Origin of the sequence: Solirubrobacter deserti (genome assembly GCF_027587175.1) — a bacterium.
Lineage (GTDB): Bacteria > Actinomycetota > Thermoleophilia > Solirubrobacterales > Solirubrobacteraceae > Solirubrobacter > Solirubrobacter deserti.
The window spans coordinates 13,723-38,663 of sequence record NZ_JAPCID010000015.1 but is presented as its reverse complement, the minus strand read 5'-3'; the positions used below and the strand labels follow the sequence as shown (position 1 = coordinate 38,663).

Annotated in this window: 28 protein-coding genes, 1 tRNA gene and 1 riboswitch; of the genes, 10 read left to right on the top strand and 19 right to left on the bottom strand. The window is 70.0% G+C overall.

The features are described 5' to 3' along the window. Window positions 1-2: 2 nt before the first annotated feature. The 13 genes from ctaD (OJ962_RS12485) to OJ962_RS12425 all read right to left on the bottom strand — a co-directional run bounded on the left by ctaD (OJ962_RS12485) (window position 3) and on the right by OJ962_RS12425 (window position 12,076). The gene (gene ctaD, locus OJ962_RS12485) at window positions 3-1,925 is read right to left on the bottom strand and encodes a cytochrome c oxidase subunit I (protein WP_202957925.1); all 1,923 of its coding nucleotides are present in this window, start codon (window positions 1,923-1,925) and stop codon (window positions 3-5) included. Beyond that, window positions 1,925-3,022, bottom strand: coding sequence for a cytochrome c oxidase subunit II (gene coxB, locus OJ962_RS12480; protein ID WP_202957926.1), 1,098 nt, complete (start codon window positions 3,020-3,022; stop codon window positions 1,925-1,927). The genes ctaD (OJ962_RS12485) and coxB (OJ962_RS12480) overlap by 1 nt, the downstream gene beginning before the upstream one ends. A gap of 88 nt (window positions 3,023-3,110) precedes the next feature. After that, entirely contained in the window at window positions 3,111-3,503 is a 393-nt protein-coding gene (locus OJ962_RS12475) for a helix-turn-helix transcriptional regulator (protein ID WP_238932457.1), read from the bottom strand. 111 nt (window positions 3,504-3,614) lie between these two features. Beyond that, complete coding sequence (locus OJ962_RS12470) at window positions 3,615-4,211, bottom strand: SpoIIE family protein phosphatase (RefSeq protein WP_202957928.1); 597 nt, start codon at window positions 4,209-4,211, stop codon at window positions 3,615-3,617. Further along, the gene (locus OJ962_RS12465; protein ID WP_270006371.1) at window positions 4,204-4,569 is read right to left on the bottom strand and encodes an ATP-binding protein; all 366 of its coding nucleotides are present in this window, start codon (window positions 4,567-4,569) and stop codon (window positions 4,204-4,206) included. The genes OJ962_RS12470 and OJ962_RS12465 overlap by 8 nt, the downstream gene beginning before the upstream one ends. Before the next feature lie 37 nt (window positions 4,570-4,606). Then, window positions 4,607-4,966, bottom strand: coding sequence for an STAS domain-containing protein (locus tag OJ962_RS12460; RefSeq protein WP_202957930.1), 360 nt, complete (start codon window positions 4,964-4,966; stop codon window positions 4,607-4,609). Between the two features lie 10 nt (window positions 4,967-4,976). After that, the gene (locus OJ962_RS12455) at window positions 4,977-5,861 is read right to left on the bottom strand and encodes an STAS domain-containing protein (RefSeq protein WP_202957931.1); all 885 of its coding nucleotides are present in this window, start codon (window positions 5,859-5,861) and stop codon (window positions 4,977-4,979) included. After that, window positions 5,854-7,293 (bottom strand): PP2C family protein-serine/threonine phosphatase, encoded by a 1,440-nt coding sequence (locus tag OJ962_RS12450; RefSeq protein WP_202957932.1) that lies wholly within the window; start codon window positions 7,291-7,293, stop codon window positions 5,854-5,856. Before OJ962_RS12450 ends, OJ962_RS12455 begins: the two co-directional genes overlap by 8 nt. 20 nt (window positions 7,294-7,313) lie before the next feature. Then, window positions 7,314-7,565 carry a hypothetical protein gene (locus tag OJ962_RS12445; protein WP_202957933.1) on the bottom strand — a complete coding sequence of 84 codons (252 nt, stop codon included), beginning with the start codon at window positions 7,563-7,565 and terminating at the stop codon, window positions 7,314-7,316. Window positions 7,566-7,685: 120 nt separating this feature from the next. Continuing rightward, the gene (locus OJ962_RS12440; RefSeq protein WP_202957934.1) at window positions 7,686-8,576 is read right to left on the bottom strand and encodes a heme o synthase; all 891 of its coding nucleotides are present in this window, start codon (window positions 8,574-8,576) and stop codon (window positions 7,686-7,688) included. A 4-nt stretch (window positions 8,577-8,580) separates the two neighbouring features. After that, window positions 8,581-10,272 (bottom strand): cytochrome c oxidase subunit I, encoded by a 1,692-nt coding sequence (gene ctaD / locus OJ962_RS12435; protein WP_202957935.1) that lies wholly within the window; start codon window positions 10,270-10,272, stop codon window positions 8,581-8,583. Beyond that, window positions 10,272-11,177: a cytochrome c oxidase subunit II gene (gene coxB / locus OJ962_RS12430; protein WP_202957936.1), complete on the bottom strand. Its 906-nt coding sequence runs from the start codon at window positions 11,175-11,177 to the stop codon at window positions 10,272-10,274. Before coxB (OJ962_RS12430) ends, ctaD (OJ962_RS12435) begins: the two co-directional genes overlap by 1 nt. Before the next feature lie 116 nt (window positions 11,178-11,293). Continuing rightward, window positions 11,294-12,076: an enoyl-CoA hydratase-related protein gene (locus OJ962_RS12425; protein ID WP_202957937.1), complete on the bottom strand. Its 783-nt coding sequence runs from the start codon at window positions 12,074-12,076 to the stop codon at window positions 11,294-11,296. Between the two features lie 39 nt (window positions 12,077-12,115). Here OJ962_RS12425 and OJ962_RS12420 point away from each other — a divergent pair, with 39 nt between their 5' ends. From OJ962_RS12420 to OJ962_RS12400, 5 genes are all read left to right on the top strand, one after another. Next, complete coding sequence (locus tag OJ962_RS12420; protein ID WP_202957938.1) at window positions 12,116-12,850, top strand: gamma-glutamyl-gamma-aminobutyrate hydrolase family protein; 735 nt, start codon at window positions 12,116-12,118, stop codon at window positions 12,848-12,850. 84 nt (window positions 12,851-12,934) lie between these two features. Then, window positions 12,935-13,867, top strand: coding sequence for a phosphatase PAP2 family protein (locus tag OJ962_RS12415; RefSeq protein ID WP_270006370.1), 933 nt, complete (start codon window positions 12,935-12,937; stop codon window positions 13,865-13,867). Beyond that, a complete protein-coding gene (locus OJ962_RS12410; protein WP_202957939.1) occupies window positions 13,864-14,976 on the top strand; it encodes a lysylphosphatidylglycerol synthase transmembrane domain-containing protein in 1,113 nt (370 codons plus the stop codon). The genes OJ962_RS12415 and OJ962_RS12410 overlap by 4 nt, the downstream gene beginning before the upstream one ends. 16 nt (window positions 14,977-14,992) lie before the next feature. Further along, a complete protein-coding gene (trxB, locus tag OJ962_RS12405) occupies window positions 14,993-16,006 on the top strand; it encodes a thioredoxin-disulfide reductase (protein ID WP_202957940.1) in 1,014 nt (337 codons plus the stop codon). Further along, entirely contained in the window at window positions 15,982-16,548 is a 567-nt protein-coding gene (locus OJ962_RS12400) for a YbhB/YbcL family Raf kinase inhibitor-like protein (RefSeq protein WP_202957941.1), read from the top strand. Before trxB ends, OJ962_RS12400 begins: the two co-directional genes overlap by 25 nt. Here the strand turns inward: OJ962_RS12400 and OJ962_RS12395 are convergent. Together OJ962_RS12395 and OJ962_RS12390 are read right to left on the bottom strand one after the other, a co-directional pair. Beyond that, complete coding sequence (locus tag OJ962_RS12395; protein ID WP_202957942.1) at window positions 16,545-17,957, bottom strand: hypothetical protein; 1,413 nt, start codon at window positions 17,955-17,957, stop codon at window positions 16,545-16,547. The two genes, OJ962_RS12400 and OJ962_RS12395, sit on opposite strands and share 4 nt — an antisense overlap. Window positions 17,958-17,979: 22 nt before the next feature. Beyond that, window positions 17,980-19,581 (bottom strand): S8 family peptidase, encoded by a 1,602-nt coding sequence (locus OJ962_RS12390; protein ID WP_270006369.1) that lies wholly within the window; start codon window positions 19,579-19,581, stop codon window positions 17,980-17,982. 93 nt (window positions 19,582-19,674) lie between these two features. On the opposite strand from OJ962_RS12390, the gene OJ962_RS12385 reads away from it, so the two are divergent. Continuing rightward, on the top strand, window positions 19,675-19,929 hold the full coding sequence (locus OJ962_RS12385) for a hypothetical protein (RefSeq protein WP_202957944.1): 255 nt from the start codon (window positions 19,675-19,677) through the stop codon (window positions 19,927-19,929). After that, window positions 19,914-20,324, top strand: coding sequence for an NAD(P)H-binding protein (locus OJ962_RS12380; protein WP_202957945.1), 411 nt, complete (start codon window positions 19,914-19,916; stop codon window positions 20,322-20,324). The genes OJ962_RS12385 and OJ962_RS12380 overlap by 16 nt, the downstream gene beginning before the upstream one ends. On the opposite strand, the gene OJ962_RS12375 is transcribed toward OJ962_RS12380, so the two are convergent. Genes OJ962_RS12375 through OJ962_RS12360 form a run of 4 tightly spaced genes read right to left on the bottom strand, consistent with a single transcriptional unit; the run spans window position 20,272 to window position 23,170 of the window. Further along, window positions 20,272-20,811, bottom strand: coding sequence for an NUDIX hydrolase (locus OJ962_RS12375; RefSeq protein WP_202958010.1), 540 nt, complete (start codon window positions 20,809-20,811; stop codon window positions 20,272-20,274). The two genes, OJ962_RS12380 and OJ962_RS12375, sit on opposite strands and share 53 nt — an antisense overlap. A gap of 53 nt (window positions 20,812-20,864) precedes the next feature. Then, entirely contained in the window at window positions 20,865-21,299 is a 435-nt protein-coding gene (locus OJ962_RS12370; RefSeq protein ID WP_238932458.1) for an OsmC family protein, read from the bottom strand. Beyond that, the gene (locus tag OJ962_RS12365; RefSeq protein WP_202957946.1) at window positions 21,299-22,501 is read right to left on the bottom strand and encodes a DUF1015 domain-containing protein; all 1,203 of its coding nucleotides are present in this window, start codon (window positions 22,499-22,501) and stop codon (window positions 21,299-21,301) included. The genes OJ962_RS12370 and OJ962_RS12365 overlap by 1 nt, the downstream gene beginning before the upstream one ends. A gap of 18 nt (window positions 22,502-22,519) precedes the next feature. Next, a complete protein-coding gene (locus OJ962_RS12360) occupies window positions 22,520-23,170 on the bottom strand; it encodes a CAP domain-containing protein (protein ID WP_202957947.1) in 651 nt (216 codons plus the stop codon). Window positions 23,171-23,273: 103 nt separating this feature from the next. Beyond that, a riboswitch (cyclic di-GMP riboswitch) is annotated at window positions 23,274-23,348 on the bottom strand. Between the two features lie 74 nt (window positions 23,349-23,422). On the opposite strand from OJ962_RS12360, the gene OJ962_RS12355 reads away from it, so the two are divergent. The 3 genes from OJ962_RS12355 to OJ962_RS12345 all read left to right on the top strand — a co-directional run bounded on the left by OJ962_RS12355 (window position 23,423) and on the right by OJ962_RS12345 (window position 24,712). Beyond that, window positions 23,423-23,497 (top strand) — tRNA-Pro (locus tag OJ962_RS12355). A gap of 8 nt (window positions 23,498-23,505) precedes the next feature. Then, complete coding sequence (locus OJ962_RS12350; RefSeq protein WP_202957948.1) at window positions 23,506-24,333, top strand: methyltransferase domain-containing protein; 828 nt, start codon at window positions 23,506-23,508, stop codon at window positions 24,331-24,333. A 22-nt stretch (window positions 24,334-24,355) separates the two neighbouring features. Beyond that, complete coding sequence (locus OJ962_RS12345) at window positions 24,356-24,712, top strand: hypothetical protein (protein WP_202957949.1); 357 nt, start codon at window positions 24,356-24,358, stop codon at window positions 24,710-24,712. Window positions 24,713-24,941: the final 229 nt, after the last annotated feature.

Sequence of the window (24,941 nt, the reverse complement as noted above, 5' to 3'; positions counted from 1 at the left end):
ACTCAGACCCCTTCCTCAGCCGACGACGCGCCGGCTGCTTGCTTTGGCCGCGCCTCTTCGGCGGGCTCCATGATCCCGTGCACGTGGCCCGGCACGCCGTACTCGTACGGGCCGCCGACCACGGTCGGGATGCGGTCGAAGTTGAACACCGGGGGCGGGGACGTGACCTGCCACTCGAGCGTGAGCGCCCGCCACGGGTTGGCCGACGCGCGCCGCCCGCCCCGCCACGAGGCGACCATGTTGTAGATGAACACCAGCGTCGAGAGCCCGAGCACGAACGAGCTCAGCGAGATGAACAGGTTCCACGCCGCGAACTCCTCGGCGTAGTCGGCCACCCGCCGCGGCATGCCCTTCACGCCCACCAGGTGCATCGGCCCGAACGTCGCGTTGAAGGACACGAACGTCATCCAGAAGTGGATCTTGCCGAGCCGCTCGTCGAACATCCGGCCCGTCATCTTCGGGAACCAGTAGTAGACGCCGGCGTAGATCGTGAACAGCGACCCGCCGTAGAGCACGTAGTGGATGTGGGCGACGATGAAGTACGTGTCCGAGACGTAGATGTCCATCGGCACCATCGCCAGCACCACGCCCGAGATCCCGCCGAGCGTGAACATGGTGATGAACCCCAGCGCCCACAGCATTGGCGTGTCCATGTGGAGCACGCCTTTCCAGAGCGTCGCGAGCCAGCTGAAGATCTTGATGCCGGTCGGCACGGCGATGATCGCGGTGGTGACCATCATCGGGATCCGGATCCAGTCCTGCATGCCGGAGACGAACATGTGGTGCGCCCACACCGTGAACCCGAGCAGCACGATGGCCAGCAGCGAGAACGCCATCATCCGGTAGCCGAAGATCGGCTTTCGTGCCTTCACCGCCAGGACCTCGGAGATGATCCCGAAGCCCGGCAGCATCATGATGTAGACCGCCGGGTGCGAGTAGAACCAGAAGACGTGCTGGTACATCAGGATGTCGCCGTCGCGCTCGGGGCGGAAGAAGTTGAAGCCCAGCGCGTAGTCGAAGAGCACGAAGAACTGCGACGCGGCGATGAACGGCGTCGCGATCACGACCAGCAGCGACGTCGAGAAGTTCGCCCACACCAGCAGCGGCATGCGCCAGAACGACATGCCCGGCGCGCGCATCGTGATGATCGTGACCAGGAAGTTCAGCGCGGTCGCGATCGATGACGCGCCCGCGAACTGCACGCCGATGGTGAAGAACATCTGGCCGATCGGCGCGCTCGTGGACAGCGGCGCGTACGCGGTCCAGCCGGTCGAGAACGAGCCGCCGGGGGCGAAGAACGACGCGGTCATCATCACGCCCGCGATCGGCAGCATCCAGAACGACAGCGCGTTCAGGCGCGGGAAGGCCATGTCCGGCGCGCCGATCATCAGCGGCAGCACGTAGTTCGCCAGCCCGGCGAAGACCGGGATGATGAACAGGAAGATCATCAGCGACGCGTGCACGCTGAAGAGCCCGTTGAACGCGTTCGCGTCCACGAACTGTGAGCCGGGCGCGGCGAGCTCCGCGCGCACGAGCATCGCCAGCAGGCCGCCGATCAGCATGAAGAAGAACGACGTGACCACGTACTGGATGCCGATCACCTTGTGATCGGTGTTGACGCGGAAGTAGTCCTTCCACGAGGTCGCGCCGTGACCGGAGTGGTCCTCGGGCCGCGTGCGCTTGCCCGCGGCCCAGTAGAACCAGTAGTCGAACGCGCCGAGGCCGACGAGGAACCACAGCGGCGCGATCAGCAGCGAGAGCAGCAGGATCGCGTTCTGGGCCTTGGGCACGATCCCGCCGTCGGCGAAGACCGGATACCCGTACGCCTCGCGCACGGCGACGATGATCGCCGCGCAGAACAGCGTGCCGAGGACGAGGAACAGCCCCGCCCGTGTCAGTCCTGGTGCGCGCAGTCGAGCCGTCATCAGCCCTCCTTGGTCACTTCCGCGAGGTATTCAGCCAACGCATCGACGCCTTCGGCACCCAGCCGCTGCTCGTAGTCGTTGGGCATGATGTTCGTGTACCCGTCGACAATCTCCACCGACGGCTCCGCGATCGAAGTCCTGATGGCGGCCGCGTCCTGCCCGGGCAGCGTCTCGTCGAGGTTCGGGCCCGTGGTGCCGTTGGCGCCGGCGTCGGACAGCGTGTGGCAGCTGGCGCAGTTGGCCGTGAACAGCTGCTTGCCGTCCGCCGCCGCGCCGGAACCGCCGCCGCCGCCCGCGGCGGGCGTGGGCTCGGGCGGGTTCGCCTGCTCCTCGAGCCAGGCGTCGAAGTCCTCCCGGGACACGACCACGGCCGTGGCGCGCATCGTCGCGTGGCCGAGGCCGCAGAGCTCGGCGCACACGATCGGGTAGCGGCCGATCCGGTTGGGCGTGACGCGGTAGCTGACGGTCATGCCCGGCACCGCGTCCTTCTTCATGCGGAAGGCCGGCACCCAGAAGTCGTGCAACACGTCCTTGGCCTGCAGGTTGAACTTGATCGGCTGGTTGACGGGCAGGTACAGCTCGCCGCGCGTGGCCGCGATCTCTTCGCCGCTGCCGTCCGGGTTCGGATAGAAGAACGTCCACGCGAACTGCTCTCCGACGACGCGGACCTCCATCGTGTTCGCCTGCGCCTTCTCGACGTCCTCGAGGACGATGAAGGCGTAGGTGCACAGGCCCACCAGCAGAATCGCCGGGATCGCGGTCCAGATGACCTCCAGCCGCGTGTTGCCGTGGATCGGCGGGCCGTCGAGCTCTTCCTCGCCGTCGCGCATCCGGAACTTGATGACGCTGAACAGCACCACCACGCACACCCCGACGAAGACGGGGACGGACGCGATGATCAGGACGTCCCACAACGTGTCGATCGGCTTCGCCTCGTTGGAGGCGGCGATCGGAAACCAGTCGATGAGCAGGCCGGCGACAACGCCCAGGATCGACGCGACGATCCCGATGCCGAGCATCTGCTTCCAGTCCGCACGTGCGTGCGGGCGCTCCGGCCGTGGACCGGTCTGCGCGAGACTCCTCTCCTCAAGCCCCATCGTCGCGGCATCCTAAGGGAGCGCGGCGTCGGACGCGGAGCCGGACCGTCGTCCGGCGAACAATTTGGCGCTTAGGGGGAGCTTTGAGCTACGCCGCGCGGTACGCCGGGCGCGGCTCGAAGCGGCGCGCCTGGGCGGGGCGCGCGGGAGTCGTCTCGGGCCGGCCACCGGCGCGGAAGTCGGACGGAGCCACCCCCTGATAGCGGCGGAAGGCCTTCGCGAACTGGGCGGGTTGGCGGTAGCCGACGCGATGCGCCACTTCCCGGACCGTCAGCGCGCGCGTCGACAGCATCTCGGCCGCCTTCTGCATCCGCACCCGGGTCAGGTGGTCGCGAAACGTTGTCTCCCCGATCTCCGCGTAAGCCCGCTGCAACTGGCGGCGGGATGACGCGACGCGGCGGGCGATGTCGTCGAGCGACAGGTCGGAGGCGTACTCTCGATCGACGATCTCAGCGGCCTCCTGGAACAGCGAGGTGCGCAAGCGAATGGTTGAGGCTCGTTGCATGGGCACGTATCTAGTACGCAGTAAACCCCGGTTCGGATGTTCATAGGTCGCCTACGCGCCACTTTTGGCATGTTGACGCTCCCAGCCTCATCGATATCTGACCACGACGGTCAGGGCGTCGTCGGTGCCCTTGCCGTGCTGGTCGAAGATCCGGTCGGCCAGCGTCTGCGCGGCGCCGCCGCCGGCGAGGGCCGGGGAGATCGCGCTCTCGATGCCGTCCGTGATCATCACCAGCAGGTCGCCGCGCTCCAGCGCCATCGTGGCTGGGCGTACGTTCGGCAGGCGATAGCCGAGCACGCCGCCGAACACGAGTGCCACGTCCTCGCGCCGCTCCGGCCCCTGGTGCACGAGCCGCGCGTCGACGTTGCCGACCCCCGCCCACGTCAGCAGTGAGCGTTCGAGGTCGAACCAGGCGAGGGTCATCACGACGCCGCGCGTCTCCACCAGCGCCTGGTGGCACGCCTGCAAGAGCTCTTGCGCGCTTGCCTCGGCAAGTTGACGCACGATGCCCGCGCACAGCTCGGCCGCGTCGGCCGCCTCGGGCCCGTGCCCCAGGCCGTCGATCAGCCCGGCCAGCGCGCCGGTCGCGGTCGGCACGAACACGGCCTTGTCGCCCGAGCGCTCCTCACCCGCGAGCGGCGCCCCCGCGACGCCCCGGTCCAGCGCCTGCGGCCACTCAGCCACGGGTCCACTTCACCAGCGTCACCGTCGTGCCCTCGCCGGGCGCCGTCTGGATGTCGAACTCGTCCACGAGCCTCCGCGCGCCGGGCAGGCCGAGACCCAGCCCGCCGCCGGTCGTGTAGCCGTCCGTCAGCGCGCGCTCGAGGTCGGCGATCCCCGGGCCGTGGTCGCGCGCCACGACCTTCACGCCGCGGCGGCCGTTCGCGTCGCGGACGAGCTCGATGCAGACCTCGCCGCGCTTGGCGTAGGTCGTGATGTTGCGGGCGATCTCCGAGATCGCGGTCGCCAGCAGCGTCTGGTCGGTGCTCGGCATGTCGAGCGTGACCGCGAGCGCTCGCGCCCGCTGGCGCGCAGTGACCACGTCTGCGTCGGATTCGATAGCGATCCGCTCGACCGCGTCAGGTGCCACCGAACCCCGCCTCTAGGAGCGCGAGCCCTTCCTCCAGATCGAGCGCCGTCTGGACGTCCTCGAAGCTCATGCCGAGCTGGACCATCGCGAAGGCGACCTCGGGTTGGATGCCGACGATCACCGTCTCCGCGCCGCGCAGCCGGGTCATCCGGGCGATGCCCTGCAGCGAGCGCGAGACGAACGAGTCCATCACGTCCAGCGACGTGACGTCGACGATGATCCCCCGCGACCGGTGGCGCGTGACCTGCGCCATCACGTCGTCGCGCAGCTGGAGCACGTCGGTGTCGGTCAGCGCGGACTGGATCGACGCGATCAGGAACGGCCCCTGCTTGAGGATCGGAACGGCCATGGCGCGCCTCTCACCCTCTGTCTTCGGCCTTTTCGGAGGTGACCGCGCCCGAGATCACCGTGTAGCCCAGCAGCCGCTCGGCCTCCTCGATGCCGCCCTGCAGGTCACCCACGGCGTTGACCTTGCTCAGGTCCACGCCGAGCGTCACGAGCGTCTGGGCGATCTCCGAGGACAGGCCGGTGATGATCACCGAGGCGCCCATCAGGCGCGAGGCGTCGACGGTCTGCACGAGGTGGTTGGCGACCGTGGAGTCGATCGCGGGCACGCCCGTGATGTCGATCACGACCACGCGGGCGCGGTTGGTGCGGATGCCGCGCAGCAGCTGCTCGGTGAGCTGACGGGCGCGCTGGCCGTCGAGCACGCCGATGATCGGGAGGATCAGCAGCCGCTCGCGCACCTGGAGCACCGGCGTGGAGAGCTCGCGGATCGCCTCCTGCTGCTGGCGGATGACGCGCTCGCGCTCGGTCACGAAGTTGATCGCCACCGTGTTCGCGATCCGGTTGGCCGCCGGCTCGTAGACGTCGAGCACGCGGAAGATGTCGTCCGGGTACTTCTTGAACAGCGAGCGCGAGAGGACGTCGCGCAGCAGCAGCACGATGCCGAGCACCTCGTCGGTCTCGACACCGCGCGGGATGATGCGCTCGGACAGGTTGCGCGCGTAGCCGCGCAGGGCCTCGACCGAGCCCGTCTCGAGCACCTCGACGTAGTTGTCGTAGACCGAGGTCGCCTCCGAGAAGATCTCCTCCTCGGTCAGCGCCGTGAGCAGCTGTGCCTCGCCGATGCGGCGCGCCCAGTCCTGGCGCAGCTCGGTGCGGTTGTTGCGGAGGTGCGCGACCAACTCGCGCAGCAGGTCGTCCCGAGCGTCCGGTGAGGGGTCGGCGGTCGGGTCAGCCATCGTTCTCCTTGGGTTGAGGGGTGGGGCCGAAGGCCAGGATCGCCATGTCGTCGCGCAGGCGACCGTCCGAGGCGGTGATAACGGCTGCCTCGACGCGGTCGGCGACCGCGTCCGGCGGCAGCCCGGCGCACGTCCTGAGCAGGGCGACGAGCTCCCCGTGGCCGAACACCTCTTGGCGGCGGCGCCGGACCTCGGTCACGCCGTCGGTGTAGAACACGAGCACCTCGCCCGGTGCCAGCTCGACCGAGACGTCCGTCAGCAACGGGTCGATGTCGGAGCCCAGCAGCGTGCCCAGGCGCCCGACCGGCGTCACGCTGCCGTCGGGCGCGACCACGAGCGGAAGCGGGTGCCCGCCGCACGCCAGCTCGAGGTTCACGGTGCGTCCGTTGACGCGCAGGTGGGCGTAGCAGACCGTGCAGAAGCGGCCCTCGTCGCCGGTCTGGTCGCGCAGCGCGCGATGCAGGAGCGCGAGGACGCCGCTCGGCCGCGACTCGTAGGCCGCGGCGGCGCGCATCGTATGCCGGGCCAGCGCGGTGACGGCGGCGGCGTCCGGACCCTTGCCCTGGACGTCGCCGATCAGCGCGGTCCACGCGCCGTCGCCGGCACCGAAGAGGTCGTAGAAGTCGCCGCCGAGCTCGATTCCCTCGCCCGCGGGCCGGAAGCGGACGGCGGCGCTCAGCCCGGGCACGGGCGGCAGGCCACCGGGGCGCAGGCTGCGCTGAAGCGTGCGCGCGATCGTCCGCTCGCGCTCGTACAGCTGCGCGTTGGAGATCGCCACGGACGTGAGCTGGGCGAGCTGTGTGAGCACGGCCTCGTCGCGCGCGGTGAACTCGCGCTCGTGGCTGTCGATGACCTCCACCATCCCGAGCTCCTTCCCGCGGCCCGTGAGCTGCGCGGAGAGCCGCGCGGGCTGCGGTTCGCCGCCGCCCAGGCGCGGGGGAGAGGTGGCCGTGAGCGGGCGCAGGCGCGGGTCGGGGGCCAGGACGGCCACGGTGGCCCGCGCGGAGCGCAGGATGCCGCGCGCGGCGTCCGCCGTGAGCTGCAGGATCGCCTCGACCGTCAGTGACAGGTTGATCGCCACGGACGCGTCCGCGAGCGCGCGCAGCTGCTCGACGTACTCGTGCTCGAGCCGTGCGACCTCCTGCACCTCGAGGTATCCGCGGTGTACGGTCTCGAACATCGACAGGCTCTCGCGCAGGAAGTCGGCCGAGGCCAGCAGCCCCTTCTCGTCGTGGACGTTGGCCGCGCGCAGGGCCGCGTGATGCGCCTCGGCGAGGTCGAGCACGCTCAGCTGAGCCGCGACCGCCTCGCGTCCCAGGTCATAGGCGACGCCGAGCGCCGACTCGCTGCCGTCCGCGAGGTACGCGGAGAAGGCCGCCGAGTAGCGAGCTGTGAGCGCGGATGCGCCGTTGGTGCCGTCGTCGGGCCCCACCTCAGCGGAACCCTACGCGACTAGTGATGCGAATGATCCAGCGGGAGCTCGGCGATGTCTCGCCGGACGTCCGCGACCCAGCGGATCGTCGTGATCAGGAACACCGCGACGAAGATCGCGACGAGGATCCACGACAGGGTGATGCACACGATCGCGGCCGCGAGCGCCGCCGAGTTGACCAACGGCAGGATGCTCGGGGCCGGCATGTGGATCTCCTCCCCGACGGGAGGAGTGGCGCCGTGGCCGTTGAGGTCTTCGGTGTGCTCGGTCATTACTGGAGATAGATCCAGGCAGCGACGAACGTCATGGCGAAGAAGAGCAGCCCCACGATGCTGGCGTAGAACGCCGTACGGAGGTTTCTGCGAGCGAGCTTGCGATCCATCTGGCGTGAGTTATAGCTGGGCGTCGAGCACCATGGCGACGAAAAGCGCCGCGAGGTAGCTGAGGGAAAAGAGGTACGTCTTGAGCGCGCTGGCGCGGTCGGCCTCGCGCTGCAGGCGGATGGCGAGCGTGATGAACACGGCGCCCAGGCCGGCGGCGACGACGGCGTAGAGCACGCCGAAGAAGCCGAACACGAACGGCAGCAGCGTCAGAAACGTCAGCAGCAGCGTGTACAGGACGATCTGGCGGCGCGTCTCCTGCTCGCCGTGCACGACCGGCATCATCGGCACGCCGACCCGCTCGTACTCGGACTTCATCAGCAGGCTGAGCGCCCAGAAGTGCGGCGGCGTCCAGTAGAAGATGATCGCGAACAGGTACAGCGCGGCGGGGGCGACACTGCCCGTGACCGCGGCCCAGCCGACGAGCGGCGGGACAGCGCCGGCGGCGCCGCCGATGACGATGTTCTGCGGCGAGCGGCGCTTGAGCCAGACCGTGTAGATCAGCGTGTACCAGACGAACCCGGCCAGGGCCAGGAACGCCGACAGCAGGTTCGCCCCGACCGTGAGGATCACGAAGCTCGCGACCTGCAGGCCGAAGGCGTAGACCAGCGCCGCGCGCGGCGAGATCCGGCCGGCCGGGATCGGGCGCGTGGCCGTGCGGGCCATCGCCTCGTCGATGTCGCGGTCGTACCAGTGGTTGAAGGCGCCCGCACCGCCCGCGCTCAGGAAGCCGCCGATCACGGCGACCGCCACGAGCCCGATCGACGGGTCCCCGGCGACGTACATCGTCGTGATCGTCGTCAGGAGCAGCAGCAGCTGCACCTTCGGCTTGGTCAGCGTGAAGTAGTCGGCGACGACCTGCTTGACGCCCGGGACGGGAAGTGCGGGATTCGAGGCGCCCATCGACCTACCGCATCAAGGGCTGTCCGGAGCGGTAGCGCTGCTCGGCGTTGGTCCGCTGCTCGATCTCGCGGCGGATGTCCTTCATCGGCTCCACCGAGCGCACGCGCGGGATGACGTCGAAGTTGTTCTCCGGCGGCGGCGACGGCGTGAACCACTCGAGCGTGTTCGCCTTCCACGGGTCCGGGCCGGCGATCGCGCCGCGCTTGAGCGACCAGACCACGCCGAAGATCGTCACCGCGACGCTCAGCGCGATCATGAACGCGCCGATCGTGGAGATGAAGTTGTAGACCGTCCAGCTCTCGTCGGAGTACTCGTAGATCCGTCGCGGCATGCCCGACAGGCCCGCGGAGTGCTGGATCAGGAAGGTCATGTGGAAGCCGATGAACATCAGCGCGAAGCCGAGCTTGCCGAGCGGCTCGCTCAGCATCCGGCCGGTCATCTTCGGCCACCAGAAGTACAGCGCCGCGACCATGGCGAAGGCGGAGGCGCCGAACGCCGTGTAGTGGAAGTGCGCGACGACGAAGTAGGTGTCCGTCAGCTGCCAGTCGATCGGGAAGACGGCCAGGAAGATGCCGGTGATGCCGCCCATCGTGAACGTGGCGATGCCGCCGACGCAGTACAGCAGCGCCGTCGTCCACTCGACCGTTCCGCGCCACAGCGTGGCGATCCAGTTGAAGATCTTCACGCCCGTCGGCACCGCGATCACGAACGACATCAACATGAAGAACGCGAGCACGGTCGTCGACATCGGTGTGGCGAACATGTGGTGCGCCCACACGAGCATGCCGAGGAAGGCGATGCCGACCGTGGCGGCCGCGATCGCCTTGTAGCCGAAGATCGGCTTGCGCGCGAACACCGGCAGGATCTCCGAGAAGACGCCGAACGCCGGCAGCACGAGGATGTACACCTCGGGGTGCCCGAAGAACCAGAACAGGTGCTGCCACAGCAGCGCCGACCCTCCCTGCGACGGGTCGAAGAAGCCGGTGCCGAAGTTGCGGTCCAGCAGCAGCATCGTCACGGTCGCGGCGAGCGACGTCAGCGCGACGATCACCAGATAGGCGTAGATCAGGATCGTCCACACGAACAGCGGCATGCGGCCCCAGCCCATGCCGGGCGCACGCATGTTGTGGATGGTGGCGATGAAGTTGATCGCGCCGATGATCGAGCTCAGGCCGGTGAGGTGGACCATGTAGATCCACGCTTCCTGGCCGTTGGTGCCCGAGTACTGCTTGAGGCTGAGCGGGACGTACGAGAACCAACCGGCCTCCGGCGGGGAGAACAGCATCGACCCGTAGAGGGCGAGGCCGCCGAACAGGTACATCCAGTACGACCACGCGTTCAGGCGCGGGAAGGCGACGTCGCGCGCGCCGATCATCAGCGGCAGCAGGTAGTTCGCGAAGCCCGCCCACACCGGCACGATGACCAGGAAGACCATGGTCGTCCCGTGCATCGTGAGGATCTGGTTGTACCGCTCAGGCGTGAGCAGCGTGTTGTCCGGCACGGCGAGCTGCGTGCGGATCAGCAGCGCCTCGACACCGCCCAGCACGAAGAAGACCAGCACCGTGGCGAGGTACATGATCCCGATCTTCTTGTGATCGGTGGTGGTGAACCACGAGGTCCAGCCGCGGGTCTTGTCCGGGTCGTCGATCGCGCGGGCGATGATCTGCGGACGCCCGACCATGGTCTGATCGGCCATCAGTTCTCGCCGCCCGCGGACTGCTGCTCGTTCAGCTGCTTCTGCTGCTCGGTGACGTTGGTCTCAGCGGTCTTGACCTGCTGGACCTTCTCGGCGTACCAGCGCTTGTAGTCCTCCATGCGCATGCCGATCACGCGGCCGTACATGTTGGCGTGGTTGCGCCCGCACAGCTCGGCGCACTGACCCGTGTACACAACTTGCGACTCGCCCTCCGGAATGGCGTCCGGCGGGATCCGGAACCAAAGCTTGTTCGTGTAGCCCGGGACGGCGTCCATCTTGCCGCCGAGCTTGGGAATCCACCATGAGTGCGCGACATCGTCGGCGGTGATGTCGAGCAGGACCGTCATGCCGACGGGCACGACCATGTCCGTGTAGGTCAGCAGCCGGTCGTTGCCCGGGTACAGGTACCGCCAGACGTACTGCTGGCCGTTGACCTCGATCGTCATCGACGGGCCGTCCGGCGCGGACTGGTTCGTCGCGGCGTACTGGACGTTCTCGACGTTGGCGACGGGGTTGCCGTTCTCGTCGATCAGCGATCGCGGCGGGTTCTTGATCGACGGCAGCTGGATGAAGGTGAAGACCGTGATGAAGATCAGGATCACGAACGCGCCGACCGTCCAGCCGATCTCGAGCTTCGTGTTGCCGTGGATCTGGGCCGCGGTGCGGCCCTTCTTGGCCTTGAACTTGAACAGCGCCCACAGCAGCGTCGCCTCGACCCCCACGAAGATGAACAACGCGAGGATGAACACCATGATGTAGAGCGTCTTGATGCTGTCCGCGTTCGGCGAGCCGCCGGCTTCGGGAAACAGCAGACCAGCCTTGGCGGCCGGTGCGGCAAGGAGCGCGGCCACCAGCGCAAGGGGCAGCGCGAGCAGCAGGCGTCGACGATTACGACCTTCGGACACGAGGGCCGGGAGTATAAGGAGCGAGAGGACGCCTTCGCGGCGCGGTCGGCCTGATGACGGTCAAGTGGGGCTCCAGAACTTGACGCCGTTGCGTGCACGTCCCTGCATGCAGCCGTCTAACAACCCGTGAAATTCGGGGGTCGTTTCTCGACGAACGCGGTGACGCCTTCGAGGAAGTCGGCGGTCCGGGCGGCCTCGTGCTGGAGGTCCGCCTCGAGCTCGAGCTGCTGCTCCAGGCGCCCGAACGACCACGCGTTGAGCTGGCGCTTGGAGCCCGCGTAGGAGCGCGTCGGGCCCTGCGCCATCCGGCTTGCCAGCTCGTGCGCCCGCGCCTGCAGCTCGTCGTCGGCGACCACCCGGTTGATCAGGCCCCAGTCGAGCGCCTGGCTGGCCGGGACGCGTTCGCCCAGCATCGCCATCTCGGTCGCGCGGGCGAAGCCGATCCGCTCCGGGATCAGGAAGCTGGACCCGCCGTCCGGCACCAGGCCGATGTTCACGAACGCGAGCATGAAGTAGGCGCGTTCGGCCGCCAGCACGAGGTCGCAGGCGAGCGCGAACGAGATCCCGATGCCCACCGCCGGGCCGTTGACCGCGCTGATCACGGGCTTGGGCATCGTCCGCAGGCCGCGGATGATCGGGTGGAAGTGCTGGTCGAGCGCCGTGTGGATGTCCGGCATGCCGTCCTCGGCCGGCTCGAAGCCGGACTTGAGGTCCGCGCCCGAGCAGAACGCCTTCCCCGCGCCCGTGAGGATCACGGCCCGCGTGTGAGAATCGGCCGCGGCCTCCTCCACGGCCTGCCGGAGGCCGTCGCGAAGGTCCGTGTTGGCGGCGTTCATCGCTTCCGGCCGGTTCAGCGTGATCGTGGTCACGGCGCCGTCGCGCTCGGTTAGGACGCTCATGGTGTGATTGTGCTGGAAAGGTGGGTACTCCATAGCCTCATGGACGACGGGCGCAGACCACGGATCGGGCTCTGCACCGCTCTGGAGCGGGCTCGCTGGACCGTCTGGGACCGCGAGGCCTTCCTGCTCTCGCGCGCCTACGTCGACGCTCTGCAGGGCGCCGGCGCGATCGCGATGATGCTGCCGCCCGACGAATGGGTCGCCGACCATCCGGACGACGTCCTGGGCGGCCTCGACGGCCTGATGCTGGCCGGCGGCGCCGATATCGACCCCTCCAGCTACGGCGGCCCACGTCACCCGAAGGTCACCAACACGCGCGTGGACCGTGACCGCGCCGAGATCGCGCTGTTCACCCGAGCGCTGGAGCGCGACCTGCCCGTGCTGGGCATCTGCCGCGGGATGCAGCTGATCAACGTCGCGCGCGGCGGCACGCTGATCCAGCACCTCCCGGACGACGTCGGCCACACCGACCACCGCCGGTCGCTCGGCTCCTTCGACAACGCCGACCACGACGTCCGGCTCCAGCCGGGGTCGCTGGCCGCGCGGGCGTGCGGGGAGACCTTGCACGCGACCAAGTCGCACCACCACCAAGCCGTGGACGAGCTCGGCGACGGGATCGTCGCGAGCGGATGGTCGGTGCTCGACGACCTCGTCGAGGCGATCGAGCTCCCGGACGCGTCGTGGGCGCTCGGGGTGCAGTGGCACCCGGAGGTCGACCCGCGCTCGCAGGTCGTGCGCTCGTTCGTCTCGGAAGCCGCGCTGGTCGCGGCGTAGCGGCCGCACGCCAGCACGCCCCAGCGTGGGGACTAGGGCTGCCCGTACCAGCCCATCCGAGCGACTCGATAAGTTCTTGAGTCCGTGCCCCGTTCGACCGCCACCCGCGCGGCCGCTTGCACGGTGCTCGCCGTCGGCCTCGCGGCGCCGCTGCTCCGCCGTCGGCTCCGCCTGAAGCCACCCGTGGTGATCGCCGCTGCGGCGGCTACGCCCTTCGCCCTCGGAACGCTGCTGCCGCGCAGCCGCGGGCGGGACTTCGGCATGTGCGTGCTGCAGATGTACGCCTATCTGGCCACGTACCAGATGCCCAACGACGACCCGGCCAAGCTCGAGGCGCGGGTGCGGGTCAAGTACCCGGTCGTGCTGGACCGGCTGATCGGCTTCGGCACGACGCCCACGATGCGGCTGCAGCGCGCGCTCGGGACCGAGAACGGGTTCAAGCTGTGGGAGAAGGTCCTGGTGTGGTCGCACTGGGTGTGGTTCGCGTTCCCGCACGGGACCGTGGCCTACGTCCTGTTCAAGCACCGCGACCAGTTCCCGAGCGCGGCGGCGCGGATCTACGCGACCTTCGACGTCGGCGTGATCGGCTACTGGGCGATCCCGACGGCCCCGCCGTGGTACGCGGCCCAGCAGGGCCTGATGGAGGACGGCCGCACGCCGGAGCTGCGCCGCATGATGGTCGAGTACGGCGAGCAGTTCTGGAGGCAGGGCTGGGCGCCCCTGTACGGTGTCCTCGGAGGCAACCCCCTGGCCGCCATGCCGTCGCTGCACTTCGCCACGTCCGTGACGGCCGCGCACGTGCTCAGCGACACGGGCCGTGTCGCGGGTCTGCTCGGCTGGATCTACGCCAGCACGCTCGGGCTCGCGCTCGTGTACCTGGGCGAGCACTACGTGACCGACCTCGCGGCCGGGCTGGCGCTCGCGGAGGGCATCCGCGTGGCGACGCCGAAGGTCGCTCCCACGGCGACGCGGCTGAGCCGGACGCTGCAACAGCTCGAGGCGAGGGCCCGGGCATGACCCGCGCGCCGGAGCAGACGGTGGATCCCCGCCCGCCCGGCGACGAGCACGACGACGATGACCGCGGGCTGGAGTTCACCGGCCGCAGCGTCCTGACCCTGTGCGGCTTTCTCGCCGCGATGATCCTCGGGCTCTACCTGCTGCTGCCGCAGCTCACCGGCCTGGACGACACGTGGAGCCGGATCGAGGACGGCTCGCCGTTCTGGATCGTGCTCGCCCTGCTGCTCACGCTCGGCATGTTCTGGGGCTACATCGAGATGTTCCGCGGCGTGTTCTCGAAGGTCGGCGACGGCGTGATCGGGCGCACCGAGAGCTTCCTGATCACGATGGCGGGCCTGGCCGCGAGCCGCATCTTCGCCGCGGGCGGCGCCGGCGGGCTCGTCCTGCAGGCGTGGGCGCTGCGCCAGGCCGGCCTGCCCAAGCGCGTCGTCGCCGACAAGACGATCAGCTTCCTCGTCCTGACCTACTTCCCCTACGCGGCGGCCGTGATCATCTGCGGCGTGGGCCTGCGCGTCGGCCTGTTCCCCGGTGAGGCGCCGTTCCCGATGACCGTCGTCCCGGCCATCATCGCGACCGTGATGATGGGCGTCGCCGCACTGATCCTGCTCGTCCCGACCGACCTCCAGCGCCGCCTCGACGGCTTCGCGCGCCGCACCGGCATGCTCGGCCGGATCGCCCAGCGGCTCGCGTCCATCCCCGCCGCGTCGAGCGCCGGCCTGCACGACGCGCTCGCGCACCTGCGCAGCCGGGACCCGGCTCTGCTCGGCGCGCTGCTGTTCTGGGCCGCGCAGATCGCCGTGCTGTGGGCGGCGTTCCGCGCCTTTGGCGACGCGCCGCCGGTCGCCGTGCTGATCCAGGCCTTCTTCGTCGGGATGCTCGGCAACCTGCTGCCGATCCCGGGCGGCGTCGGCGGCGTCGAAGGTGGCATGATCGGCGCCTTCGCGGCGTTCGGCGTGGACGCCGGGCTCGCGGTCGTCGCGGTCCTGGTGTTCCGCGCCCTCACGTTCTGGCTACCACTGCTCCCAGGAGTGATCTCCTTCTTCAAGCTTCGCGCGCGCGTGGAAACATGGCGCCGGGAACGCGGCGCTACTATACAAAGTAAAGCGTGAGCGTGGAAAGGGACGAATGGCAGACGTCGAGAACGTGATCATCATCGGCAGTGGACCCGCCGGGTACACGGCGGCGTTGTACACGGCCCGAGCCAATCTGAACCCGCTCGTGATCGAGGGCTTCCTCTGGGGTGGCCTGCTGCAGCAGACGACCGACGTGGAGAACTACCCGGGCTTCCCCGAGGGGATCATGGGCCCGGACATGATGCAGAAGTTCCGCGACCAGGCGGAGCGCTTCGGCACGCGCTTCATCACCGACAACGTGACGCGGTTCGAGCCCGGTGCCGAAGGCGAGCCGCACACGGTCTGGGTCGAGGACGACGAGTACAAGGCCCGCACGGTGATCCTCGCGATGGGCGCGGAGCACAAGAAGCTCGGCGTGCCCGGCGAGGAGGAGCTCGGCGGCCGCGGCGTGTCCTACTGCGCGACCTGCGACGCCGCCTTCTACAAGGACCGCACGACGATCATCGTCGGCGGCGGCGACTCCGCGATGGAGGAGGCCATCTTCCTCGCGAAGTTCTCCTCGAAGGTCACGATCGTCAACCGGCGCGACGAGTTCCGCGCCTCGAAGATCATGCTCGAGCGCGCGCAGAAGACCGAGAACATCGAGTTCCTGACGCCCTACGTCGTCAAGGCCTTCCTGGCCGGCGACAACGGCCAGCTGGACCGTGCCGACCTGATCAACACCGAGACCGGTGAAGAGCTGGTGGTGCCGATGGCGGGTGCCTTCATCGCGATCGGTCATGAGCCGCAGTCCGCGATCGTCGACGGCCTGATCGAGACCGACGAAGACGGCTACGTGAAGGTCGAAGGCCGCTCCACCCGCACCAACATCCCGGGCGTGTTCGCCGCCGGCGACCTCGTCGACCACACGTACCGCCAGGCCATCACCGCCTCCGGCTCCGGCTGCCAGGCCGCCCTGGACGCCGAGTGGTACCTGCGCGACAACCCCGCCGTTCCGACGCCGAAGGCCCTCGAGGGGACCGGCAACCTGGCCGAAGAGCAGTGGGCGCCCGCCGCCCGCTCCTAGCGGCGTTCGCCGCCGCCGCGCTCGGCGTCTCGAGCTGCGGCGGCGACGACGAGCCCGCGGCCAGCACGCTGCCGACCGCGCCGAACACCATCAAGCTCTCCTCGCCCGTCGTGAAGGACGGCAAGCTGCCGGCCGCCAACACGTGCGACGGCGCCGGCACGATCCCCACGATCGTGTGGCGTGAGGTTCCGGCCGGGCAGGCCGTCGAGACCGTGCTCGTGGTCGAGGACCCCGACGCCGAGGACGGCCCGTTCATCCACTGGACCGCGTTCGGCATCTCGGCCGCCACCGGCGCCGGCCTCGCGCCGGACGGCCAGTTCCCGACGGGCACGAAGTACGGCAAGAACTCCGCCGGCAAGGAAGGCTGGGCGGCGCCGTGCCCGCCTGAGGGCGACGGACCGCACCGCTACGTGTTCAGCATGTATGCGCTCAAGGACGCCTCGGCGCTGGAAGCGGGCGCGGAGCCGCAGGCCGTGCTGGACAAGCTCGAGGGCGCCGTCGCGCGCGGCACGTTCACCGCGACCTACGAGCGGGCCGGCTAGCAGAGCGACTCGGTCGTCGCGCCCGGTGCCAGGCACCGCGTGGCGACCGACGGAGCCTTGCGCGCCCGCACCGTGAGCGTCTTGACGGCGCCGATCATGTTCGGCGCCGACACGACCACGCGGATCTTGGTGCCGGCCTTGAGCGTTCCCTGTTTGGCCCGCTTGGCGAAGAACGCCTTCAGCGACACGGTCCCGCTGACGTTGGTGAACGTCAGCGACGGGCGCTTGCAGCCCTTCGCGCACGTGGCCGTGACGGTCGCGCCCGCGGGCACGCCGCGCAGCGTGAGCGCCTTGAACACGCCGTTCTTCGCGTTCGCCCGCAGGTCGACGAGCAGGCGCTTGGGTGCGTAGACGGGGGAGACGACCTCGGGCGCGCGCGGCGGCGCGGGGACCACGATGACCGGGTCCGGCGCCTTGGGCGGAGCGGCTTCCCCGAGCGCGCGGAAGAGCGGCTCCCACGTCAGCAGGCCGGCCTGCGAGCGCACGAACCAGCGCGCGCCTTCGCCCGGCGCGACGACGTGGATCAGCGAGGAGCCGGCGCGGATCGCGGCGGGGTCGCCGGTGAGCGCGCCGCCGAGCGACTCGACCGTGCCGCCGCTGAACAGGCGCAGCGCGCCGGCGGCGTCGCGCGCGAAGACGTGGAGGTGGCCGGCGCCGTCCAGCGCGGCGGCGGGGGAACCCGCGATCGCGTCGGGCGCGAGCGGCGCCCACGCGCTGAACGCGAACGCCGGCGGCTCCTGGGCGCTGCGCCACAGCGCACCGTCCGTGCCGCGCGCGAAGACCTCGAGCCGACCGTCGGGGTGCCGCACGAGCGCCGGGTCACCGGTGACCGGGCCGCCCAGCGAGTCGCGCGCCCACGCGGCGCCGGTGTGCCAGGCGGTGGTGAGCGTGCCGTCGCCCGCGCGGACGGTCACGACCCGGTCGCCGTTGCGGTCGAGGATCGCGGCCGGCTCGCCGGCGACGTCTTCGGCCAGCGCCTCGGGCGCGCTCCAGCCCGTCGCCGCCTGCGTCGCGGTCCAGAGCTTGCCGTCCACGCCGCGGTAGAAGGCCGCGAGGCGACCGTCGTCGAGCAGCAGATCGGGCGGGCCCGCCGCGCCGGTGCCGATCGGTACGCGCGCGGACCACTCGCCGTCCGGCAGCGCGTAGACCGTGCCGTCCTCGGCGCGCGCGGCGACCAGCAGGGTGCCGGTGGCGTCACGCTCGACCGCGACCGGCTGCTGCGCCAGCTGCTCACCGCCGAGCCGCGTCAGCACGCCGCCGGGGGGCGCGTGGTAGAGCGCGCCGTCGCTGCCGACGACGTACGCGTGCACGGCGCCGGCGGCGTCGAGCGCGACGGTGCGGGTGGCGTACGCAGGCGCCGCGCACGAGAGCGCGAGCGCGGCGAGAGCAAAGACGACGGCTCGGCGCATCCCGCCGACTCTAATCACGAGATCAGCGAACGCGCAACGAATACTGGCGTTCCTGGTAGCGCGAACTGCCCTGAGGTTTGATGGCGATGAAGTACGAGCGCTTCTTGGAGCCGCGGTTGCGGACGGTCACGCGCTCGGCCTTCTTGGTGCCCGAGTTGCGCGAACGCGCCACGCGCCCGTCGACGTCGTTGACCGAGATCGCGTCGGTCGTGAAGACCTCCAGCGCCGGGTCGCCGAAGCGCGGCAGGACCGTGATCCGGGCGGACTCGCGGGCCGGGATGACGATCCGGTAGACGTCCACCGGGTCCTCGGTCTTGTCCAGCAGCGCGCTGAGCTCGACGCCCTTGCCGCCGGACCAGATCGGCGTCGCGGGCTTGCCGAACGCGGTGCCGTCCACCCACACGAGGTTGTCGTTGGGCTCCACCGGGTCCTGGATCGGCAGCTGCTCGGCCGGCTTGGTCAGCGCCCCGCCGACGTTGAGGACGCCGAAGCCGGTCAGCGGGTCCCAGCCCGGGCGGTTCACGCCGTCCGGCGCGACCACGTCGGTCGCGCTGCGCTTGACGGCCTCGACCACGCGATCGGGCGAGAGGTCGGGCCGCGCGGCACGGACCCAGGCCATCGCGGCCGACACCATCGGCGCCGAGAAGCTCGTGCCGTCCATCGCCTGGTAGCCGTCCTGGACGCCGTCCCCGTCCAGCGAAGGCGGGACCGCGGTGAGGATGCCCACGCCCGGCGCGCTCAGGTCCACCGCCGTGTTGGCGTTGGAGAAGATCGCGCTGCGGTCGTCCGGCGTGGTGGCCGCGACGGTGACGACGTGCGGCAGCGAGGCCGGGAACTCGAGCGGGTTGCCCTCCTGGAACTCGTTGCCCGCGGCGGCCACCGGGATGATCCCCTTGGCGATCCCAAAGTACAGCTGCACCCACTCCGCGGCGCAGCGCGACGGCGAGCCGTAGCTCATGTTGATCACGGCGGCGCCGGCCTGGATCGCCTTGCCGATCGCCTCGCCCGAGGACGCGCACGTGATCCCGCCCTCGGTGCCCGCGGCGACGGGCAGCGGGACGTTGACCGCTCGCGCGCCGGGCCAGACGCCGAGGATGCCGACGTTGTTCTGCGGCGCCGACGCGACCGCGGCGGTCGCCGTGCCGTGCGAGCTGGTGATCGGGACGCCCGGCAGCGCGCTGAAGTTCGGGTTGCCGGCCAGGTCAGGGTGCGACGGGTCCGCCGCCGCATCCACGAGCGCGACGAGCGGGCTGGTCGGCGCGACCACCGGCGGGACGAAGCTCGGCGGCGCCACCTTCGCGCGCCACGCGTTCGGCGGCGTCGAGAGCGGGTCGTCCGGCACCGACTGCTTGGTGTCCAGGATCGTGTTGGCCTGCGCGTAGAGCAGCAGGCCCGCCTTCTCCAGCGCGGCCGCGAGCGCTTTGGCCTGCGAGCGCTCGACCACGTAGTTCCCGAGGCCGGAGTGGCGGGCGCCGAAGCGCTCCGCGATCTTCGCCGACGCTGCGCCCGGTGTGGCACCGACGAGCCAAGTGTCAGGATCCGAACGCACCGACGAGGCGGTCACGTCGCCCGGGAGCTGGTTCGGGAGCTCCGGCAGGGCGGCGTGCGCTGCAGGAGCGCTCACGAGCAGGGCGAGAGTGGCGGCAAGGACGGCTCGGGTCACGGGAAGCTCAACACCTGGGGAGGGCGATCGGAGCGGCGAGCCTACACTCGCGGCGTGGACACGTTCACTGTGGTCTCGACCGTACTGGTCGGCGCGCTCGTCGTGACCGTGTTGCTGTTAGGACTCTTCAGCAAACGGTCGACGCACGAGATCCTGGACTGGAAGCCGACCCGTTCGCCCGAGGTCGAGGCTGAGAACGAGCTCGACGACATCGAGCAGATGGTCGCCGCGCAGAACGAGCTGCGGCGCCGCCGCGGCAAGCCCGAGCGCACGCTCGAGGACATCGAGGACGAGTGGCGCGCGTCCTGATCGTGCCCTGCGGCTGCCGCGGGCGCGCGCTGGCGTCGGCGCTGCGGGCCGACGGCCACGCCGTGCGCGGGACCACGCGCGGCGCCCATGTGGAGGAGATCCGTGCGGCCGGGGCGGAGCCCTACGTCGGCGATCCCGACCGGATCGCGACGCTGATGGACGCGCTGCACGGCGTCACGATCGTGTGCTGGCTGGCCGGCACGATCGAGATCCCCGAAGGCCGGCTGCGGATGTTCTTCGAGAAGCTCGTCGACACGCACGTGCGGGGCGTGGTCTACGAGGGCGCGTTCGAGGCGCTGGCGCGGCGCAGCTCGGAGACCTGGCAGATCCCGCTGGAGGTCGTCACTCCCGCTCAAGACGCCAAGGCCGCCGTGGACCGACTTCTAGGCGGTTGAGCAGGTCGGTCAGGATGCGCGACGTCGCGCCCCAGACCATGTGGCCGTCGACCTCGTAGACGTCGGTCCGGAACGCGATCCCGCGCCGCACCATCCGCTTGAGGGAATGGCCGGCGACGAGGTCGTCGAGCGCGAGCTCGAGCACCTCCGCGACCTCGGTCTCCTGCATCACCCACGCGAACCCGGGCTCGATCAGGCCGACGAACGGATAGATGGCGTAGTCGGTGGCGACCGTTCCGACCGGCACGAGCGCGCCGATCACGTCCACCTCCGACGGCGGCAGCCCGATCTCCTCGTGGGCTTCGCGCAGCGCCGTCTCCTCGAGGCTCTCGCCGGGGTCGCGGCGGCCGCCCGGGAACGAGATCTCGCCGGCGTGCCGGGAGAGGTCCTCGCGGCGCTTGGTGAAGACGGCGTGCAGCCGCCCGGCGTGGTCGGTGAACAGCGGCACGAGCACGGCGGAGTGCGTCCGCCCGCCGTAGACGGCCATGCCGAGCGCCTCCTCGGGGTCCAGGAGGCGCGCCTGCAGCTGCTCGCGCGTGGTCAGGTGAGCTCGACCCGCTCGTCGAAGGCGACCTCGCCCTCGAGGGTGCGGTGCACCGGGCACTTGGCGGCGATCACCTGCAGGCGCTCGACCTGCTCCTCGCTCAGGTGGGCCGGCATCCGCATGACCATCTCGAAGCGGGTTGGGCAGCCGCGCTGGGCGGGGGAGTAGCGGCAGTCGACCTCGAGGCCGTCCACGTTCCAGCCCTTGCGCTCGGCGTACATCTCCATCGTCACCGCCGTGCAGGCGGCGAGCGCCGCGGCCAGCAGCTCCTGCGGGCTCGGGCCCATGTCCTGCCCGCCCTGGTTCTCCGGCTCGTCGACGGTGATCGTGTGCCGTCCCGTCTTGACGTCATGCGTGTAGCGCTCGCGCTTGCGCGCGACGGCCCGCATCGCCTGGGACGAGGTCTTCTCTGACCGGTTGATGAGTGCCATCAGTCCTCCAGGGGATTGAACACCATCCCCGTCAGCACCTTCGGGAAGAAATAGGTCGACTTCGGCGGCATGTTCTCGCCCGCCACGGCGACGTCGCGCACGCGCTCGACCGGGCTCGCGTTCATCAGGAAGGCCGCGTCGGCCTCGCCCGCGTCCACCTTCGCCTTGGCCTGCTCCGGCGTGCGCGCGTAGTCGAGGCCGTGCAGGTGGGAGATGTCGTCCTCGGTGAGCCCGAGCGCGTCCATCAGGATCAGCTTCTCCAGCACGGCCGTGTCCAGGCGCCGGTACGGCTCCGGCTTGCCGATGAGCGCCGCGTCGGCGACCTCCCAGTCCTTGAGGTAGAGCGTGGAGAGCTCACCGTTGGCGTAGTACCCGATGCTCAGCGTGGCACGCGGCTCGGTGGTCCAGTCGCGCCCGAACGCGGCGGTGAGCGCTTCCATGTCGGCGTTCGTGGCCAGGCGGTGGGTCGGGAAGACGGTCAGGCCCTCGTCCTGCAGGGCGACCAGGCACATCAGCACGTGGGTCGCGGCCGGGTTCTCCTGCTGGTAGACGCGCGCGGTCTCGTAGCGGTGGTGGCCGTCGGCGATCAGCAGCTCGGTGCCCGAGAGCGCGGCCTTGAAGGCTTCGATCGCCTGCGGGTCATCGACGCGCCAGAGCTTGTGCGTGGTGGCCTCGTCGTCGCTGACCTCGCCCCAGGGCGCCGATTGCGTGAACGGCGCGATCGCCTTCCACGCGGCGTTCTGCGGGTCGTCGTAGAGGCTGAAGATCGGCGACAGGTTCGTGCGTGTGGCGCGCGTGAGCCGCAGCCGGTCCTCCTTCGGGCCGGGATGCGTGCGCTCGTGCGGGCGGATGCGGCCGGGGCCGTAGTCCTCCACGCGCACGCGCGCGAAGACGCCGTGGCGGGTGCGCTGCCGGCCGTCGGGCCCGGTGTAGTCCTGTGCGAGCGCCCACAGAGCCGGGGTGTTGTCGCGGGTGACGATGCCTTCGGTCGTCCAGGCGGTGAGCGTCTGCGCAGCGTGCGCGTACGGGTCGGAGTCGCTGAAGGGAAGATCGATCTCGACGACGTTGTACGGCGAACGGCCCAGGAGCGCCGCTCGCTGGGCCGAATCGATCACGTCATAGGGCGGGGCGGCTACGGGCTGGAGCCCGCCGACCTTCACCAGGTCGTAGTGCAGTGCCAGAAGGGGCTCGACGTCGGCCATCGACGTCGAGGATAGGGGTCAGGCCTTGGCGCCGAAGTCGGCCGTCACGGTGGCGCCGACGCCCGCGTCGCTCGGCACGCCGAGGCGGATCGCGATGCCGACTTCCTTGTAGGACTTCTTGAGGATGTTGGCCTTGTGGCCGGCCGAGTTCATCCAGGCGTCCATGATCGCCTGCGGGGTGCTCAGCTCGCCCGTGCCCCACGCGAGGTTCTCACCGATCGTCCACGCGTCGTTGCGCTTGGCGTAGCCCGCGGCCAGGATGCGGTCGACGAACGTGTCGCCGTCCGGGCTGGTGTGGTCGAAGAAGCCGTCGGCCACCATGTCGTCCGAGTGGCCCGCGGCGGCCTTGCGCAGCTTCGCGTTGTCCTTGAGCAGCGGCAGGCCCGCGGTGTTGCGGATCTGGTTGTGCAGGCACAGGATCGCGGCGCGCACGACCTCGAGGTTGGCGGCGTCCGGCGTGATCGTCGTGTTCGAGCAGGGCGCGAGCGAGGCCTTGGCCTGGACCTTCTTGGCCTTCGTCGCCTTCGCCTTGGCCTTGGTGGAGCGCTTGTCGCCGAGCGCGATCTTGGCCGTGATCGTCTTGGTCGCCTTGCTGCCCTTCTTCGCCGGAGCGGCGGAGGCGGGCGCGGCGAACACGAGGCCGGCGGCGACGGCCACGGCGGGGATCATGCGAGTGAAGATCTTCTTGGCGTGCACGGCTGACGGCTCCGTCTCGGTCAGTGGTCGGGTCAGTGCGTTCCGTCGACCCGACGTGCCGTGCAGGCACGAATCCTTCGGTAGCCCGGCTGGCTCAGAGAGCCCCGTGGCTTTGCGCCCCGTCCTCGCGGATGGTTTGCCTTTGTCGGGAGATGGAACGAGTTGTTGCCTACTTGATCGGCAGCTGGCGGCAAATCATTAGCCCGCTGCGATACTGACCTCTGACGGGGCGTGGCGCAGCCTGGTTAGCGCGCGTGCTTTGGGAGCACGAGGTCCCCGGTTCGAATCCGGGCGCCCCGATCACTAGCGTGTCGGCTCATGCCGACCCGAATCCAGCACTGACGGTGGGTGTCGATGCCGCGGGACTGCGGTTCTTACTGACCGCGACAGGCGTCGATCTGGCCCGCACACTTACGATCGGCCGTCAGCAGCTATTCCTGGAGCAGGACGCGCTGGAGGCGGCGTTCCGCGATCATGGGCGGCCGCTGGCGGCGCACGACGCACGGGAGTTACTCGCCGGTGACCGCTGGGCGGAGCCGCTGTTTGAGCGGCTGGGCGCCGGGTCGGTGTCGTCGCTCGACGCGTCCGACTACGAGGGCGCGACGATCGTCGCCGACCTCAACCGGCCGGTCGACACGCTCGACGCTCAGTTCTCCTGCGTCTTCGACGGCGGCACGCTCGAGCACGTGTTCGAGTTCCCGACGGCGCTGCGCAGCTGCATGCGGATGGTCGCCCAGGGCGGGCATCTGATCACGATCAGCCCGTTCGACCACTACGCGGGCCATGGCTTCTATCAGTTGGGCCCAGAGGTCCCGTTCCGAGCGTTCACCCGCGAGAACGGGTACGAGCTCGAGCGGGTGCTGGTGTCCGAGGGCGCAGAACGCTGGTGGGAGCTGTCGGATCCGCTTGAGGTCGGTCGCCGGCCGGTCCTCCCGCGCCGGCGCCCAATGCTGATCTACGCGCAGGCGCGCCGAGTGGACCTGACCGAGCCGCTGCGGATTCCGCCGCAGGAGAGTGACTACGCCGCGTTGTGGGCGGGCCGCAGCGTGTCGCCCGCGCCGCGGCCGAGCCTCGTCGATCGCATGCTCGGCCGTGCCCCCCGGGATCCCGCGTTCATGCGGCGCGTGCGTCTCTGACGCCCGTGCTACGAATCCCGCGATGCTCGCGCTCTATCTACACCTGCTCGCCATGGCGACGTTCGTCGGCGGGCAGCTGGTCCTCGGCCTCGCGGTGGTGCCGGGGCTGCGCGGCCGCGACCGGGAAGGGCTGCGGGCCGTCGCGCGGCGGTTCGGCTGGATGTCGCTGGCCGCGCTGGCCGTGCTGCTGGCGACGGGCGCGTGGATGGCGAGCGATCGCGATCTGTGGGACGACTCGACGCTGCACGCGAAGCTCACCTTGTTCGTGGTCGCCGGCGGGCTGATCCTGGCGCACCTGAAGTGGGGTGCCGCCCACTGGCTGCAGGGCGCGATCCTGCTCGTCTCGCTCGTGATCGTCTGGCTCGGCGTGAACCTGTGACCGACGATCCCTACCGGATGTACATCGTCATCCGGCGCGGCGCGTTCACGTCGTTGAGCGAGGGTGGACGGATGGTGGGGCTCGCGGCCGTGCGGGCGACCAAGCAGTTCGAGCTGCCGGACGAGTGGCGGCGGCGGGCGGGGAAGGTCGTGCTGCGGGCGCGCCAGCCTTCGCAGTTCGCGCGGCTGCTGGAAGAGCCGCACGCGAGCGGTGGGGACGGCGTGATCGC